A 15,158-nucleotide genomic window follows, 5' to 3' on the forward strand; every position below is an offset into this window, starting at 1 on the left:
AAATGCCGGAGCAAACGCTGATATTGGATGGGGCCCGAGTGGCCGGGGAAATCAAGGAGCAGTTGGCCAGAAGAGTCGAAGCTCTTGCCGGAAAAGGAGTCGTGCCGTGCCTGGTTACGATCCTGGTGGGGAATGATCCGGCTTCGGAGACGTACGTCCGCATGAAGGGCAATGCCTGCCGCAAGCTCGGCATGGAGTCCAAGAGAATCCATCTCGATTCGGGAACGACGACAGGCGGGCTGGTGGACGTGATCCGCGGACTGAACGAGGATCCCGCCGTTCACGGCATCCTGCTGCAGCATCCCGTGCCGGAGCAGATCGACGAGAGGGAGGCGTTCGAGGCCATCGCGATCGACAAGGATGTGGACGGGGTCACGGCGCTCGGCTTTGCGCAAAACGCCTTCGGATACGCAGCCTATCCCTCCTGCACGCCTGCGGCCATCGTCGCCATTCTCGACTATTACGGCCTTCCGATCGAGGGCAAGCATGCCGTCGTCGTCGGACGCAGTCCGATCCTTGGCAAGCCGGTGTCGCTCATGCTCCTGAACCGCAACGCGACGGTGACCGTCTGCCATTCCAGGACGCAGCGGCTCAGCGAGATCGTAGCGCTTGGAGATATCGTCGTGGCGGCCGTCGGCAAGCCGAAGTTCATTCAGGGAGAATGGATCAAGGAAGGCGCCGTCGTTCTCGATGCCGGCTACAACGAAGGAAATGTCGGCGACGCCGACTACGAGGCCTGCGCCGTCAGGGCGAGCGCGATCACCCCGGTTCCCGCAGGAGTAGGTCCGGTCACGATCGCGATGCTGCTCAAGCATACGGTGGATGCGGCGGAGAAAGCCTGCTCCGCCCGTTGATCAAGAAGACGGAAGCGGGGCAAATAAGGCTCGAATCGGGCCTTGGAGCGAAGCGAGAGGGGTCATGGAGAGCAAATAAGGCTCGAATCGGGCCTTGGAGCGAAGCGAGAGTGGTCATGGAGAGCAAATAAGGCTCGAATTGATCCTTGGAGCGAAGCAGAGTGGTCATGGAGAGCAAATAAGGCTCGAATCGGGCCTTGGAGCGAAACGAGAGGGGTCGTGGAGAGCAAATAAGGCCCGAATCGGGCCTTGGAGCGAAGCGAGAGTGGTCATGGAGAGCAAATAAGGCCCGAATCGGGCCTTGGAGCGAAGCGAGAGTGGTCATGGAGAGCAAATAAGGCCCGAATCGGGCCTTGGAGCGAAGCGAAAGTGATCGTGGGGTGGGGCCGTTGCCGAGTCTTGCTCGGCAACAGCCTTGTTTCTTGCTGTTAACAGGTGAAGGATTCGACGCTCTGCAGATCCAGGCCTGAGAATGCCCAGCTGAATCCGGTCCAGCGGAACCCTGCGACGGATGTGCGCCCGACAAAGACGGGATAGAACCAGAAGCCGGGCCCGAAACGGGGCCAGATGTACGTGAAGCGGAAGGAGCAGCCCGAGATGGCGCCGGGATCTACGGCGAAGGTCGAGACGAGCGGCTTCTGCGGCACCGCTTGAGGCGGCGGCGAGGAGGGGGCCTGAGCCCCGCCTGCCGGACCGCCGGGAACACTGCCCGGCCCACCGCCCGGAACTCCGCCCGGGAACCCGCCCGGAACACCGCCTGGCGCACCGCCTGGGAACCCGCCCGGAAATCCTCCGGGCAATCCCGGGGGCGTAGGAAGCATGAAACCCATGGTCAAAACTCCTTTCAGATCATGCTGACGGCGAGAGGCTACAGCAAGGTGATGGCGAGCAGATCGAACAGGACCAGCGGCAGAATCACATTGTTGTACGGATTGACCGGTCCCGGCAGGAAGGCGCGGCTGCAGCCTTCATTGGAGAGACGGATGCAGAGGATGCTTTTGTGGCAATGGACGATGTAGCCTTCGAAGACGTCCCCGTCGATCGTCTCCACCTTGACGAGCCGATTCGCATGCTGCGAGCAGAGCTGATGCAGATGGCTCTTGACCGACCGCAGCGTGTGGTCGACATGCGGCTCGCATTTGTAGAACGGCTCCATAACCGCCGCTTCCGTGTGGGTATAGGATGAGCTCATGAGGATGACCCTCCTTTTTTTCAAACCTGGGTTATCCTATGCAGATGCCTATGGCGAGGTTACGGCGCGGACAGGCAAGCCGGCATGCGCTGCCATTCGGCTTGCTGCGGCGATGGCGGATCCCGAGCCTTGCCGGGCCCTGGACATTTTCCGAATAAAAAAGAAACCATCCGGGCTCATCCCCGTACTACAACAGACCAATCATTAAAGCTGTTGTAGCACGCAAAAGAAAACCGGACTCCGAAGGGGAGTAGCTGCCACAGTAAAGTCGTCAATACGAGAGCCCGCTCTCCGGCTTTACTGGCAATGCCGAACCGCATTGTTAGCGAGACCTTTGTGCATCCGAGGCCATTCATGTCCTCGGGAGACAAGGGTCTTTTTGCGTTCGGCCAGCTCATTTGGAGGAGGAAGAAGATGGATTTCGCTTTATTGATGGAATATGGATGGGTGCTGCTCGTCCTCATTGCCCTGGAAGGATTGCTGGCGGCCGACAATGCGCTCGTGCTGGCGATCATGGTGAAACATCTGCCGGAGAAGGAACGCAAGAAAGCTCTCTTCTACGGCCTCGCCGGAGCGTTCGTGTTCCGCTTCGCGTCCCTGTTCGTCATCTCGTTCCTCGTGGACGTATGGCAGGTTCAGGCGATAGGAGCGCTGTACCTCCTGTTTATTGCCCTCAATCACATCTTCCGTAAAGTGATCGTCAAAAAAGGCGAGCGGAACGCGGAGCCGCATACCGGAGCCAAGCCCAAAGCCGGGTTCTGGCCGACGGTCATCAAGGTGGAGCTGGCGGACATCGCCTTCGCCGTCGACTCCATCCTGGCTGCTGTGGCGCTGGCCGTGGCGCTGCCGGCGACGAGCCTGCCGAAGATCGGCGGCATGGACGGCGGCCACTTCGCCGTCATCTTCCTGGGCGGCTTCATCGGCCTCCTGATCATGCGATTCGCGGCCAACTGGTTCGTCAAGCTGCTCGAGAGCAGGCCGTCGCTCGAAGTCGCCGCCTTTGTCATCGTCGGCTGGGTGGGCGTCAAGCTGGCGGTGCACACGCTGGCGCATCCCGCGCTCCATGTCATCCCGCATGACTTTGCCGAATCGACAGCCTGGAAGCTGACGTTCTACATCGTGCTTGTGCTGATTGCGGCCTGCGGCTGGTTCTTGTCCGGCAAGGCCAAGCCGGAGGTGAAAGCGGAGACGGGAAGCTCGATGTAACGCGGAATTCATCAAGGCATGCAAGGCCGGACGCCGACAGCGGCGTCCGGTTTTTTTCGTCATCGGACCGGCTGCTCGGAATATTGTCGCCTTCGCCGCCATTGCTGGTAGAATGAAGAGAGTGCTTCCAGTCGGGGGAACGGGAAAGAGGGGAAAAGATGAGCGTCATAAGGCTAGAAAATGTCACGAAGAAATACGAGGATGCTCTCATATTTCGCGAAATTTATTTTCGCGTGGGCCAGGGCGAGCGCGTCGCCGTCATCGGGCGCAACGGCGCCGGCAAGTCGACGCTGTTCAAGCTGATCATGGGCAAGGATGAGCCGACATCGGGCAAGGTGGAGGTCGATCCGAAGGCGCGGATCGGCTACTTCTCCCAATTTTCGGAGATGAGCGGCAGCCTGTCCGTCCAGCAGGAGCTGGAGCTGTGCTTCGAGCAGGTGGCTCTGATCGAGCGGGAGCTGCAGGAGGTGGCGGAGAAGCTGGGAACTGTCACGGATGACGGCGAGATGGACCGGCTGCTGTCGAGGCAGGCGGAGCTGTTCGAGCAGATGGAGCATCTGGACGGCTGGAACGTGTCCGTCGAAATCAATACGGTGCTGACGAAGCTCGGGTTCAACGACCGCTCGCGCCATCAGCCGGTGGACGAGCTGTCGGGAGGCTGGCGCAACCGCGCCGCGCTCGCCAAGCTGCTCGTGGAGCAGCCTGATGTCGTCCTGCTCGACGAGCCGACCAACTATCTGGACATTGAGGGAATCGCTTGGCTGGAGCAGTGGCTGTACCGGTTCGGCGGCGCCATGATCCTGATTTCCCATGACCGGCAGTTCATCGACAAGGTCGTCACGCGGACGATCGAGATCGAGAATTATCATTTCCAGGAGTATGAAGGAAACTACACCGACTACGTCCGCAAGAAGAAGATGCGCAAGAAGGAGCTCGACCGCCAGTTCGAGTGGGAGGAGGAGCTCCTGCTCATGGAGTCGGAGGCGATCGACAGCCGGGCGGAGCGCAAGGCGGCCAAGGACCGTCTGTCGCGCAAGCTGGCCGACAGCAGGAAGCGGATCGAGCCTCATCCCGTGAACGTGCTCATCACCGACATTTACGAGAGGCTCCGGTTCCCGGACAAGCTGGCGGAGGTCAAAGCAATCGGACAAGCCTACGGCGGCCGGACCATCTTCGAGAACGTCAGCTTCGATATCCAGAAGGAAGACCGTCTCGTCATCGCCGGTCCGAACGGAAGCGGCAAGTCGACGCTCATCAAGGCGCTTACGGGACAGGAGAAGCCGGAGAGAGGCGAGGTGAGCTGGGAGAAGGGCGTCGGGTACGCCTACTTCAACCGCATGTGGGAGGAGCTCGATCCGAAGGATACGGTCAGCCATGCCGTGAACACGTATGGGCTGGGGCTGGACGCGCCGCGCAAGAAGGTGAACAAGTTCCTGTCGATGCTCCAGTTCTCCGAGGCGGATCTCAGCAAGACGATCGGCAATCTGTCCGGCGGACAGAAGGCGAGGGTGGCGCTGGCCAAGTGCCTCCTGTCCGGCTCCGCCGTCATCATCCTCGACGAGCCGACGAACCATCTCGATCTGACGAGCATCCAGGTCATGGAGCAGGCGCTGATCCATTTCCCCGGCGCCGTTGTGACGGTCAGCCATGACCGCTTCTTCATCGACAAGATCGGCACGAAGATGCTGGCCTTCGATCCGGAGGCCGGGGTGACGATGCAGAATCTGTGAGGCGGGGCGGAAGGCTCCGAGGGCAGCCCGCTTTTTTGGGCGGTGGGAACGAGCTGATGCAGAAGCCGCGCATGATGCAGGTGGACAACTAAAGGCCAGGCGGCGTCCTTGAGGGACGCTGCCTGGCCTTTTTGCTGCCTGAACCCCTGGGTCAAGCAAAGAAGGCGGAGGCTCCGTTCAGTCCTGGGGACGCGGCCCGGGCTCCAAGCCCGTTGAAGAAGCCGTCTTGATCAGCCGGATCTCGAGGTCTTCCTCCAGCCTGATCTGGCAGGACAGCCGGACGGCCGGGTCCTCGATGCCTTTGCTCCGTAGAGTAGCCGCTTCGGCTTCTCCCATCTCGGGAGCGCCGCCGGACAGCACTTCCACGGCGCAAGTGGTGCATCGGGAGTTGCCGCCGCAGCGGTGGAGCACATCGACCCCGTTATCCTCCAGCGCGAGCACGAGCTTCGTGCCTTCGCTCGCCTGAAGAGCTTCTCTTCCCTCGATTTGAATCGTCGGCATGCGCGATCCCTCCTTTGAAAGTTACCGTTCTAGATTAGATTCCAGCTCCATGCCCCTGATTCCTGCTAAAGCATAGCACAAAGGCTCCTATTATCTCGCGAATAGGAGTATGAATCCATTCCTTTTTGCATGATTCTTGCCGATTGGGATGCCCTGAAGCCGGCATTGGACTAAGATGGAGTTAAAGGGACAGGAACGATTCCAGAGAGCTGAAAGGGAGGGGCAGTCCATGAAGATCATCCTCGCGCCCGATTCCTACAAAGGAACGCTGACCGCTGCTCAAGTATGCGCCATCATGGAGCGGGGCATCCGGGCCGAGCTGCCGGGTGCCTCGTTCGATGCCGTTCCGATGGCCGACGGCGGGGAAGGAACGCTCGACGCGGTCGTAGCCGCGGCAGGGGGCAGGCTGCGCGGAGCCGCGGTCAGCGGACCGCTTGGAGCGGCGATATCCGCCCGTTATGGAACCATCCGGCAAGGAGAGGAGGACTGGGCCGTCATCGAGACGGCGGAGGTCGTCGGCTTGCCGATGCTGAAGCCGGAGGAGCGCGGCCCGCTTCGCACGACGTCCAGAGGCCTCGGCGAGACGATGCTGGCGGCGCTGGATGCGGGATATCGCCGCATCGTGATCGGGCTTGGCGGAAGCTCGACCAACGACGGCGGGATGGGCATGCTCGCCGCGCTCGGCATGCGCTTCCTGGACGGCTGCGGTGAGGAGCTGACAGGCTTCGGAGAGGATCTGGCCGCCGTCGAGACGATCGATCCGTCGGGGCTGGACCCGAGGCTGGCGGCCTGCGCCCTGGTCGCGGCCAGCGACGTCGCCAATCCGCTGCTCGGTGCGGAAGGGGCTACCCGCGTCTACGGTCCGCAAAAAGGCGCGGATGCGGACGCTGTCGAGCGGCTGGAGCTGGCGATGGCCCGGTATGCGGATAGAATGGCGGCGATCGCGCCGCCGGGACTGGCCGAGTCTCCGGGCGCCGGAGCGGCGGGAGGACTGGGCTTCGCGATGCTGGCGCTTGGCGCCGCCATCGAGCCGGGCGCCGCCGTCGTCGCCCGGCTGTGCGGCCTGGCGGAGCGGATCCGGAGGGGAGACTGCGTCGTCACGGGCGAGGGCTGCAGCGACGCGCAGACGAAGTACGGCAAGCTGCCGCTGCATGTGGCCGGCTGCGCCAGCGCCGAGGGCAAGCCGGTCTACCTGCTCTCCGGCAGCCTCGGAGAGGGCTGGACGGAGCTGCTGCCCCATTTCTCCGCATGCTTGTCGACCGTCATGCGGCCGTCGACGTCCGAAGCGGCTCTCGCCCAAGCCGAATCCAATCTGTACGAGGCGTCGCGGAATCTCGGGCGCCTGCTTGGAGCCGGCGGCCGGTAGATGGCTGCAGGACGCAAGAAGCCGTGCCGAGTCTCGCTGGAGACGGGCACGGCTTTATTTGCTCGTATACGGCATTCAAGCCCGGTCGGACTTCGGCAGCTCCTCCGGCTCCTCGCGGACGATGGCCAGCGTCACATGATCCTCCCAGCGGCCGTTGATCCGCACGTTTTTGCGGGCCAGGCCTTCCTTCTGGAACCCGGCCTTCGCAAGCACTCGGATGGAGCCTTCATGATGCGGCATCACGCCCGCCTCAAGGCGGTGCAGATCGAGCTCGCCGAAGGCATAAGGGACGAGAAGCCGCACCGCTTCGGTCATGAGCCCTTGGCCGTTGTGCCCGCGGTCGAGCATGTAGCCGAGCCAGGCGCTCTGCAGATTGCCGCGGGCGACCTCGGTCAGCGCGATCGTCCCGATCACCTCCGGCGCTGCCTGCAGCCGGATCAGCATTTGATAGCCTCTGTCCTGCTCCCGCTGCTTCATGGCGCCGGCGATCCTCTCCTCCTGCGCTTCCAGCGTGTAGAACCGTCCGGTCTTCGTTCCGGAATACAGCTGGAAAAAATCCTTGTTGCTCTGCTCGAGCTTCAGCAAGGCAGGCGCGTCCTTCTCTTCGACAAAGCTCAGCTCGATGCGGTTTCCTTTCAGCGTCGACATTGAAATCCTCCCCTGGAATGCAACTGCTGCGGAGAGTCTCTCCCCTGCGCGGGAGCAGCAGGCCGCAACAAGGCGCGACCCGAGTCCGCAGACGCCGTCTTGTCCATGTTCGGCGTCCATCTCCGGTGTTTTTGAAGGCTGCAAGGCGGCTTATAGCTTAAGTATAAGCACGGAAAAAGGACCGATCAATCCCATATATCCGGCCTCTCGAGCTGCAGCATCCGCATGTATTGGAGCAGCTGGCCGGTATGGACGGCATCGTGATACGATTTCCGCTCCAAGGCGTCGCCGAGCAGCCTCTCGATAGGCTTATGCGGCCATCGGATCTTCTTCGTGGCGAAGTCGGCCGCGTCGAGGGAAGAGACATAGTCGAGGAAGCGGATGTGGTGGAGCTCCGTCCGGTCCGCTTCTTCTTTGACGCTGATGAAGGGGGAATTCCACAGCAGCTCCCTCTCCTCTTCCGTCGGCAGGCGGCCTTCCTTCAAGATCAGCAGCCAGGAGCGGTCATGCAGCAGCACATGGCGGATCATCTGTCCGATCGACAGGGCCGCGGCGTCGGGCCGCCAGGCCAGCCGGACATCCGGGATGCCTTCGGCCGTCTTGAGGAAGCGCCGGCGGGTTTCGCGCAGATCCAGCAGGATGAGTTGTTTGGCGTCCATGGGAGCCTCCTAATGTGGGATGAGTTGAATTCGGGCTACAGCCATTGTACGGCCTCGTTATTTCGTCAGCCATCGAATGATGATTGCGGCTTGCGGCATGATCCGGCATGCGGCGGCAAGCCGCCGGGAGGAACCGATTCTTTTGAGAAGGAACGGGATCTGTTTCTTTTTGGACACAATATTTTCTGGAAATAAGCCAAATAGGTTGATCTATGAATTGATATTGATTATCATTACTAACTGAGGGTTTCGAAGCCTGTCTATCCGGATCGGATATCGGCGGGCGCAACGACCAGTCATGAATGGACAATCGGGCAAGCCGGCCATGCAGGCGGCATCGGTTCCATCATCAAGGAGGATATCCCGTGGCAAAAAGCAAACTGAAAGTTCCTGCGCTGCTGCTCAGCATCGCATTCATGTCCATGCTGCTCGCAGCCTGCGGAAGCGGCAATAATTCGAACACGGCGGCAGGCAACGACGCATCGCCGCCGCCGGCCTCGACCGCACCGGCTGAAACACCGGCGCAAACCAAAATGACGGATGGGCTCGGCCACGAGGTCGAGGTGCCGGCCAATCCGCAGCGCATCATCGCTTCCTACCTGGAGGACTACCTGGTGTCGCTCGGCGTGAAGCCGGTAGCCCAGTGGTCTGTCGCCAACGGCACCCAGGAGTATCTGCAGGATTCGCTCAAGGATCTGCCGACGATTTCGTACGATCTTCCGCTTGAAGCGGTGACCAGCTTCGATCCGGATCTGCTCATCATCGGCTCGAACAGCGCCGTCGAGGGCGGCAAGTACGATCAATACGCCAAGATCGCCCCGACCTTCGTGCTCGGCGACGAAGTGAACAACGACTGGCGCAAGGCGCTGCTGAAGATCGGCGAAGTTCTTCACAAGAGCGACGAAGCCCAGAAGGTGCTGGACGACTACGAGAAGAAGGCCGCAGACGCCAAGGCGAAGCTTGAAGCGGCGATTCCGGGCAAATCCGTTGCCGCCGTCTGGCTCGTCCAAGGCAAATTCTTCGTCGTCAGCGACAAGCTGTCGAGCGGAGCGGTGCTCTACAAGGATCTCGGCCTGAAGGCGCCGGAAGTCGTCAAGGAGATTTCCGCCTCGGGCGCAGGCAACTGGAACGCCATCTCGCTGGAGAAGCTGGCCGATCTGGATGCGGATTACCTCATTCTCGTGAACAGCGACAAGGACTCCGGATCCGCCGCGTTGAACGACGCCCTGTGGAAATCCGTGCCGGCCGTCAAGAACGGCAACGTATTCGAATATCCGAAATCGTCCAGCTGGCTCTACTATGGTCCGGTCGCAAGCTCGCAGATGATCGACAATCTGCTCCAGGATATCGTAAAGTAAGAACGGAAAGAGAGGAGGGAGCCGCGGCTCCCTTTTTTCGCTTGGAGCTCCATTTATCCAAGCTTGGATGAACTCTATTTATCGAAGCCTTGGAGAGCTCTGTTTTTTAGCCATGGAGAACTCAATTTTCTTAAGCCTTGGAGAGCTCTATAACTTAAAGCTTTGGAGAGCTCCGCTTTATCCATGCGGAAGTTCACCGTAACCATGCGGGTGGCCGGCCGGGAGGGCGGATACGCCTGAAACTACAAGCAGACTGGGGAATCGGGACTATGGCAGCAACGACTCGCAAGGGAAGGGACGGCGGACAGCCTGCCGGCGAGAAGGCGGACGACGCCCTACATAAGCTCCATTCCAGGCCAAGGACGGCTCTGGTCCTCATTGTCGCCGGGGTGGCGGCTCTTCTGTTCAGCCTGGCGCTGTCGGTCTCGTACGGCGCGATGGACATCAAGCTCCGGATGGTATGGGAAGCGGTCTTCCATTACAACCCCGACTTGAAGGAGCATCAGGTCATCCAGGAGCTGCGCCTGCCGCGTGTGCTCGGATGCATGCTCGTCGGCAGCAGCTTCGCGGTTGCCGGAGCGGTCATGCAAGGAATGACGCGCAATCCGCTGGCGGATTCGGGCCTCATCGGCCTCAATTCGGGAGCGACTTTCGCGATCGCGCTCTGCCTCGCCTTCCTGCCCGGGCTTCCGTACCGTTATGTCGTGCTGCTGGCGTTTGTCGGGGCAGCGCTGAGCGCGGCATTGGTCTTCGCTCTCGGTTCCTCCGTCCGCGGGGGGCTGACGCCGACGCGGCTCGTTCTCGCCGGCGTGACGCTCTCGGCGCTGCTGACGGCTCTCAGCGAGGGCATCGCGCTGTACTTCCGCATCGGCCAGGATCTGGCCTTCTGGTTCGCGGGAGGGGTCGCCAACATGCGCTGGCTGGAGCTGAAGATCATGACGCCATGGATCGCCCTTGCGCTGGCCGGCGCCATGGCCCTCTCCCGGTCGATCACGATGCTGAGCCTCGGCGAAGAGGTTGCCCGGGGACTGGGCTTGCGCTCCGGGCTGGTGAAGGGGCTGGGCCTCGCCATCGTCGTTGTGCTGGCCGGCTCAGCGGTGTCCGCCGTCGGCGCAGTCTCCTTCGTCGGGCTGCTCGTGCCGCATCTGGCGCGCAAGCTCGTCGGCGTCGATTACCGGTGGATCATCCCGACTTCGGCCGTGCTCGGAGCGCTGCTCGTCGTGCTGGCCGATCTGGCGGCAAGGACGGTCCATCCGCCCTTCGAGACGCCCATCGGAGCGATGATCTCGCTCATCGGCGTTCCCTTCTTCATCTATCTGGCCAACAAGGAAAGGAGGGAGCTGTAGACGATGGGCGCATTCATGTCGGAATCGGAGCGGCGCAAGCGCAGGAAAGCCTGGCTTGTCGCCGCCATCCTGAGCGCGGCGATCGCCGTTGTTTTTGTCGTCAGCATGAATACCGGGGTGATCCGGCTCTCTCCGATCGATGTGCTGCGGACGCTGGCCGGAGGCGGGACGGACCGCCAGCAGCTCATCCTGTTCGACTTCCGCCTGCCGCGGATCGTCATCTCCCTGCTGATCGGAGCCGGCCTGGCGGTATCCGGCGCCGTGCTTCAGGCGCTCTCGCGCAACGCGCTCGCGGATCCCGGAATCATCGGCATCAATTCGGGGGCGGGGCTGATCGTGCTGCTGTTCATCGCTTATTACCCGGCGCCGGCTGCAACTCCGGCCTACCTGCTGCCTCTGCTGGCTTGGGCGGGGGGAGGAGTCGCTGCTGCGCTCGTCTTCCTGCTGTCGTATCGAAGGCATAAGGGGCTGTCCTCGAACAGGCTCATCCTGAACGGCGTCGCCGTCAACTCCGGGTTCGCCGCAGTGACGATCGTCGTCTCCCTGCGGATCAACCCGGAGCAGTACCAGTTCGTCGCCACCTGGATGGCCGGCAGCATCTGGGGCAAGGATTGGAGCTACGTGCTGGCGCTGCTGCCGTTCATCGCGGTCCTCCTGCCCTATGTCTTGTTCAAGGCACGCACGCTCAATGTGCTCAACCTGGGCACTCCGATGGCAACCGGCCTCGGCGCGTTCGTGAGCCGTGAGCAGGCGCTGCTCCTGGCCGCGGCGGTCGGGCTGGCCGGATCCTGCGTCGCCGTCAGCGGCAGCATCGGATTTGTCGGCCTCATCGCCCCGCATCTGGCCCGCCGTCTTGTCGGGCAGCGCTACCAGGCTCTGCTCCCGGTAGCGGCTCTCTCCGGAGCGCTGCTCGTCATGGCTGCCGACACGATCGCCAAGGTGATCCTGCAGCCTGCGGAGATTCCGACCGGAATCATCGTGGCGGCCGTCGGCGCTCCGTATTTTCTGTATTTGCTGTATCGCTCGAAGTAGAGCTGTCCTTGCTTGGCTTAGCCTATAAGATCGCCCGCCGGAATGGTTCCGGCTTTTTTTTATGCCTTCGGGTTGTTTTCGCCTCGAAGCCGAATCTCCATCTCTATGATCAGGTATATAGGCTCAAATTTTTTCGATATATTAATATGTAAATATACAAAAATGATCAATTTGCGATAAATACATTAATAATTGGAATATATATCGACAATACATTACCTTGGTCCTATAATAAATTCATATTTGGAAAAATAAAACAGTGGGGGTTCTGAAATGCGCATTCGCTTGAAAAATGCAGCCGGCGGGGTTAAGGAAGCAAAAGTCGGATTCAGCTGGACGACCTTTTTCTTCGGCTTTTTCCCGGCTCTTTTCAGAGGAGATCTGAAGTGGGCTGTCATCATGTTCGTCGCATCGGCAGCAGTCGGCATTTTTACGTTGGGATTCGGCGCGTGGGTACCGGGAATTATCTTTTCGTTCATCTACAACAAAATGTATATTAAAGAGCTCCTGGAGAAGGGTTACCAGCCTGCGGATCAGCACTCTCAAACCGAACTGCAGACCAAAGGCATTATTGCGGCTTAATCCGCCTTTGGGGGATCGGCCGGCATCCTGAATGCCTGTATAGCAAAATATAAGGCTGATCCGGTCGGCAAATGGCCAAACAAGCCCTCGTTGAGTCCCCTGCTCTTGAGCAGCGGGGCTTTTTTTATAGAGAAAAAGGAAGCAGATTCTATCCGCGATGCATAAAAACAGCTGGCGCAGGAAATCATTTCGGTATCTTGTCTCAAAGAAAGGAGGACTTTCCATGAAAACCGCATTTTTGAAACTGATGGCGATCGCAGCCATCGCTTTGTTTGCCGTCCAGGGTCAAGGTAGCGCCAGCGCCGCCAAAGACCCGATTCCGATGCTGCAATCGCTGTCCCAGGTGTCGGACAATCAAATTCAGATCACCTATGATCGCAGCGTGGATGTCGTCAAAGGCATGCAGCCTTCCAACTACTGGGTCCAGAGCACGACGGACGCAGCGCCGAGCGGCATTGCGACGCTGGGCAAGGATGATAAAGTAATGCCCGACAATGCCTTGACGGGAAGCCAGGTTTCGATCAACCCGGTCGACGGCCAGAACAAAAGCTTCGTCCTGACCTTCAGCCAAGCCATCCCGAAGGGCCAGTCCTACAAGCTGATCATCTGCTTCGTGACGGTTCCCGGAGGCGCGCCTTACAGCGGAGATAACGGAATGGCCGTATTTACAGGAAAATAGCACGGAGGGAGCAGAGGCCGGTCGGCTGAAGGACGGATCTCTTCCCGTCGCCGCTTCCTATTTCCAGCAAAAGCCCTTGAATCGGCATTCAAGGGCTTTTTTCCATGTCCGCATCGGTTTTCGATTCCGAAGAATGGGCTGGTCCCGTCCATTTCAGGAATAATATCCCATCTTCCATCGTTGTTGACTTGCTTCTCTGCGAAATAGATAATTTAGAGATGTGCATTTGCCCGACTGGAACTTAATGAAAGCGAAGTGACGATAAATGTTTGCTGCGATCAATGGAACCCGCCTTTACTTCGATATCGAAGGCTCCGGTTATGTGCCGGCAGCCGAGCGCATGGTGCCGAGGCCCGTTCTGTTCGCGATCCATGGCGGCCCGGGCAGCGACCACTCCGACTTCAAGCCTTGGCTCACGCCCCTGGCGGAACAGCTGCAGATCGTCTATCTCGACCAGCGCTGCAACGGCCAATCCGAGCGCGTCGATCCGGCGACCTGCACGCTGGAGCAGCTCGCCGACGACATCGAGGCACTGCGTCTTTACCTCGGCTTCGGCAGGATTCATCTGCTCGGCCATTCATTCGGCGGCATGGTGGCTCAGGTGTACGCTGCGCGCTATCCGGATTCGCTTGAAAAGCTGATCCTGCTCTGCACGGCGCCGAGCAAGGAGTTCTATCCTGCCGCGCTGGATTACGCGAGCAAGGTTGCCACGCCGGAGCAGCTCGCGACGATTCCGGAGCTGTTCGAAGGGCGCATCGCCGATGACGAGCATCTGATCCGCTGGTGGGATGTATGCTACCCTCTGTACTTCCATGTCATGGACGAGAAAGTCATGTGGGAAACGGGGAATCGGCCGATCGGCTCGCTCGATGCGGCCAACTACACGTTCAAGCACTTCATTCCCTTGTACGATGTCCGTGACCAGCTGCCTCGGCTGCAGGTGCCGACGCTCATCGTCGGAGCTCGCTACGATTGGATTACCCCGCTGTCGCAGGCGGAGGAGATGCACCGGCTGATTCCTGGCTCGGAGCTGACGGTATTCGAACACAGCGGCCATATGCCGTTCATTGAAGAGCATGCGGAATTCATTGCCCGCTTGTCCGAATTCCTGGCCGCAGCAGCGGAGCGTCCATGAACGCTTTCGAGGAATGGCGCTCCTATCGGGAACGCTCCGTCGCCGGCTTCCAGGGAGATCTGAGCCTGGCCGCGATGCATGTCATCGCGGACATGACGGCTGTGGCAGGCTTGCCCGGCCTGTGGGCGCCCGCTCCGCAAGGCGGATTGATCCTGACGGCTTCGGAGCTGGACGGGATCTCGGTAGACGACGTGCCGGCGGAAGGCACGGTTCATCTGCGGCCGGATGTATCGGTCGTCCGCTTCTCCGGGAGCCTTGCCGCCCAGGCGACCAGCCAGCCGGGTTCGGACCATCTGCTTGCGGTCTGGGACTCCGAGGCGGAGGCGCTGCAGGACTACGAGGGCATCGACGCTTACCCGCATCGTTCCGACTGGATCGTAGAAGCGCGGTTCGACGAGGACGAGCCGGGTAGGGAAGTTTCCTTCGAGCATACGTCCGACGGCGCGGGCACCTCAAGGCGGCATCGGTCGCCGGGCGACATCCTGTTCGAGAGGGAAGGGACGGAGTACCGCCTTCGCCCGTTCGCTTCGGGGGATTCGCTGATCCTGGTGTTCGGGGACAAGACGAATGGAGAGGAAACCTACGGACGGGGACGCATGCTGATCGTTCCGGAAGCGGATGCACGAGGCAAGACGGCTCTCGATTTCAATCGCGCCTTCCTGCCGCCTTGCGCCTTCTCGCCGCATTTCAACTGCCCGCTGCCGCCGGCGGGCAACCGGCTGCCGTTCGCGGTGCCGGCGGGGGAGAAGCAGATCAGGCGCCAAGCCCATTCCTGAAGCTCCAAGATAGACCGGAGGCTCCTGCCCGGAGCCGTGCCGGTCTTCTCTGTTTGCGGCCTTGGTTAGCAATCCTTGGCAGATTCCTATTGGA

Annotated in this window: 17 protein-coding genes; 12 read left to right on the forward strand and 5 right to left on the reverse strand. The window is 60.6% G+C overall.

Annotated elements, in window-relative coordinates; all coding sequences use genetic code 11:
* Positions 1–2: 2 nt before the first annotated feature.
* Entirely contained in the window at positions 3–854 is an 852-nt protein-coding gene (locus tag CIC07_RS00775) for a bifunctional 5,10-methylenetetrahydrofolate dehydrogenase/5,10-methenyltetrahydrofolate cyclohydrolase (protein ID WP_076359587.1), read from the forward strand.
* A gap of 428 nt (positions 855–1,282) precedes the next feature.
* Here CIC07_RS00775 and CIC07_RS00780 read toward each other — a convergent pair whose 3' ends face one another.
* Positions 1,283–1,684, reverse strand: coding sequence for a transporter (locus CIC07_RS00780; RefSeq protein ID WP_076359586.1), 402 nt, complete (start codon positions 1,682–1,684; stop codon positions 1,283–1,285).
* A gap of 38 nt (positions 1,685–1,722) precedes the next feature.
* The gene (locus CIC07_RS00785) at positions 1,723–2,046 is read right to left on the reverse strand and encodes a hypothetical protein (RefSeq protein ID WP_076359585.1); all 324 of its coding nucleotides are present in this window, start codon (positions 2,044–2,046) and stop codon (positions 1,723–1,725) included.
* 414 nt (positions 2,047–2,460) lie between these two features.
* Here CIC07_RS00785 and CIC07_RS00790 point away from each other — a divergent pair, with 414 nt between their 5' ends.
* Positions 2,461–3,252, forward strand: a complete 792-nt coding sequence (locus tag CIC07_RS00790) for a TerC family protein (protein WP_076359583.1) — start codon at positions 2,461–2,463, stop codon at positions 3,250–3,252.
* 158 nt (positions 3,253–3,410) lie between these two features.
* Positions 3,411–4,982: an ABC-F family ATP-binding cassette domain-containing protein gene (locus CIC07_RS00795; RefSeq protein ID WP_076359582.1), complete on the forward strand. Its 1,572-nt coding sequence runs from the start codon at positions 3,411–3,413 to the stop codon at positions 4,980–4,982.
* A gap of 177 nt (positions 4,983–5,159) precedes the next feature.
* Here CIC07_RS00795 and CIC07_RS00800 read toward each other — a convergent pair whose 3' ends face one another.
* Positions 5,160–5,483 (reverse strand): 2Fe-2S iron-sulfur cluster-binding protein, encoded by a 324-nt coding sequence (locus tag CIC07_RS00800; protein WP_076359581.1) that lies wholly within the window; start codon positions 5,481–5,483, stop codon positions 5,160–5,162.
* A 229-nt stretch (positions 5,484–5,712) separates the two neighbouring features.
* Here CIC07_RS00800 and CIC07_RS00805 point away from each other — a divergent pair, with 229 nt between their 5' ends.
* A complete protein-coding gene (locus CIC07_RS00805) occupies positions 5,713–6,849 on the forward strand; it encodes a glycerate kinase (RefSeq protein WP_076359580.1) in 1,137 nt (378 codons plus the stop codon).
* A 75-nt stretch (positions 6,850–6,924) separates the two neighbouring features.
* Here the strand turns inward: CIC07_RS00805 and CIC07_RS00810 are convergent, their stop codons facing one another.
* Together CIC07_RS00810 and CIC07_RS00815 are read right to left on the reverse strand one after the other, a co-directional pair.
* Positions 6,925–7,497, reverse strand: coding sequence for a GNAT family N-acetyltransferase (locus CIC07_RS00810; RefSeq protein WP_076359579.1), 573 nt, complete (start codon positions 7,495–7,497; stop codon positions 6,925–6,927).
* Positions 7,498–7,682: 185 nt separating this feature from the next.
* Positions 7,683–8,156, reverse strand: a complete 474-nt coding sequence (locus CIC07_RS00815; RefSeq protein WP_076359578.1) for a DinB family protein — start codon at positions 8,154–8,156, stop codon at positions 7,683–7,685.
* Positions 8,157–8,168: 12 nt separating this feature from the next.
* On the opposite strand from CIC07_RS00815, the gene CIC07_RS00820 reads away from it, so the two are divergent.
* The 8 genes from CIC07_RS00820 (at position 8,169) to CIC07_RS00855 (ending at position 15,064) form a co-directional block, all read left to right on the forward strand.
* Positions 8,169–8,351 carry a hypothetical protein gene (locus CIC07_RS00820; RefSeq protein WP_139334464.1) on the forward strand — a complete coding sequence of 61 codons (183 nt, stop codon included), beginning with the start codon at positions 8,169–8,171 and terminating at the stop codon, positions 8,349–8,351.
* A gap of 170 nt (positions 8,352–8,521) precedes the next feature.
* On the forward strand, positions 8,522–9,514 hold the full coding sequence (locus CIC07_RS00825) for an ABC transporter substrate-binding protein (RefSeq protein WP_234993104.1): 993 nt from the start codon (positions 8,522–8,524) through the stop codon (positions 9,512–9,514).
* A 269-nt stretch (positions 9,515–9,783) separates the two neighbouring features.
* Complete coding sequence (locus CIC07_RS00830; RefSeq protein WP_076359577.1) at positions 9,784–10,860, forward strand: FecCD family ABC transporter permease; 1,077 nt, start codon at positions 9,784–9,786, stop codon at positions 10,858–10,860.
* 3 nt (positions 10,861–10,863) lie between these two features.
* Positions 10,864–11,892: a FecCD family ABC transporter permease gene (locus tag CIC07_RS00835; protein WP_076359576.1), complete on the forward strand. Its 1,029-nt coding sequence runs from the start codon at positions 10,864–10,866 to the stop codon at positions 11,890–11,892.
* A gap of 273 nt (positions 11,893–12,165) precedes the next feature.
* The gene (locus tag CIC07_RS00840; protein ID WP_076359575.1) at positions 12,166–12,474 is read left to right on the forward strand and encodes a hypothetical protein; all 309 of its coding nucleotides are present in this window, start codon (positions 12,166–12,168) and stop codon (positions 12,472–12,474) included.
* 223 nt (positions 12,475–12,697) lie between these two features.
* Positions 12,698–13,153 (forward strand): hypothetical protein, encoded by a 456-nt coding sequence (locus CIC07_RS00845; protein ID WP_076359574.1) that lies wholly within the window; start codon positions 12,698–12,700, stop codon positions 13,151–13,153.
* A gap of 265 nt (positions 13,154–13,418) precedes the next feature.
* A complete protein-coding gene (locus tag CIC07_RS00850; RefSeq protein ID WP_076359573.1) occupies positions 13,419–14,288 on the forward strand; it encodes an alpha/beta fold hydrolase in 870 nt (289 codons plus the stop codon).
* The gene (locus CIC07_RS00855; protein ID WP_076359572.1) at positions 14,285–15,064 is read left to right on the forward strand and encodes a DUF1684 domain-containing protein; all 780 of its coding nucleotides are present in this window, start codon (positions 14,285–14,287) and stop codon (positions 15,062–15,064) included. Before CIC07_RS00850 ends, CIC07_RS00855 begins: the two co-directional genes overlap by 4 nt.
* Positions 15,065–15,158: the final 94 nt, after the last annotated feature.

Source organism: Paenibacillus sp. RUD330 (genome assembly GCF_002243345.2).
GTDB lineage: Bacteria > Bacillota > Bacilli > Paenibacillales > Paenibacillaceae > Paenibacillus_O.

Coding starts and splice junctions, on each gene's coding strand:
- CIC07_RS00775 (WP_076359587.1), top strand. CDS start 3: ATGCCGGAGCAAACGCTGATATTGGATGGGGCCCGAGTGGCCGGGGAA.
- CIC07_RS00780 (WP_076359586.1), bottom strand. CDS start 1,684: ATGGGTTTCATGCTTCCTACGCCCCCGGGATTGCCCGGAGGATTTCCG.
- CIC07_RS00785 (WP_076359585.1), bottom strand. CDS start 2,046: ATGAGCTCATCCTATACCCACACGGAAGCGGCGGTTATGGAGCCGTTC.
- CIC07_RS00790 (WP_076359583.1), top strand. CDS start 2,461: ATGGATTTCGCTTTATTGATGGAATATGGATGGGTGCTGCTCGTCCTC.
- CIC07_RS00795 (WP_076359582.1), top strand. CDS start 3,411: ATGAGCGTCATAAGGCTAGAAAATGTCACGAAGAAATACGAGGATGCT.
- CIC07_RS00800 (WP_076359581.1), bottom strand. CDS start 5,483: ATGCCGACGATTCAAATCGAGGGAAGAGAAGCTCTTCAGGCGAGCGAA.
- CIC07_RS00805 (WP_076359580.1), top strand. CDS start 5,713: ATGAAGATCATCCTCGCGCCCGATTCCTACAAAGGAACGCTGACCGCT.
- CIC07_RS00810 (WP_076359579.1), bottom strand. CDS start 7,497: ATGTCGACGCTGAAAGGAAACCGCATCGAGCTGAGCTTTGTCGAAGAG.
- CIC07_RS00815 (WP_076359578.1), bottom strand. CDS start 8,156: ATGGACGCCAAACAACTCATCCTGCTGGATCTGCGCGAAACCCGCCGG.
- CIC07_RS00820 (WP_139334464.1), top strand. CDS start 8,169: ATGTGGGATGAGTTGAATTCGGGCTACAGCCATTGTACGGCCTCGTTA.
- CIC07_RS00830 (WP_076359577.1), top strand. CDS start 9,784: ATGGCAGCAACGACTCGCAAGGGAAGGGACGGCGGACAGCCTGCCGGC.
- CIC07_RS00835 (WP_076359576.1), top strand. CDS start 10,864: ATGGGCGCATTCATGTCGGAATCGGAGCGGCGCAAGCGCAGGAAAGCC.
- CIC07_RS00840 (WP_076359575.1), top strand. CDS start 12,166: ATGCGCATTCGCTTGAAAAATGCAGCCGGCGGGGTTAAGGAAGCAAAA.
- CIC07_RS00845 (WP_076359574.1), top strand. CDS start 12,698: ATGAAAACCGCATTTTTGAAACTGATGGCGATCGCAGCCATCGCTTTG.
- CIC07_RS00850 (WP_076359573.1), top strand. CDS start 13,419: ATGTTTGCTGCGATCAATGGAACCCGCCTTTACTTCGATATCGAAGGC.
- CIC07_RS00855 (WP_076359572.1), top strand. CDS start 14,285: ATGAACGCTTTCGAGGAATGGCGCTCCTATCGGGAACGCTCCGTCGCC.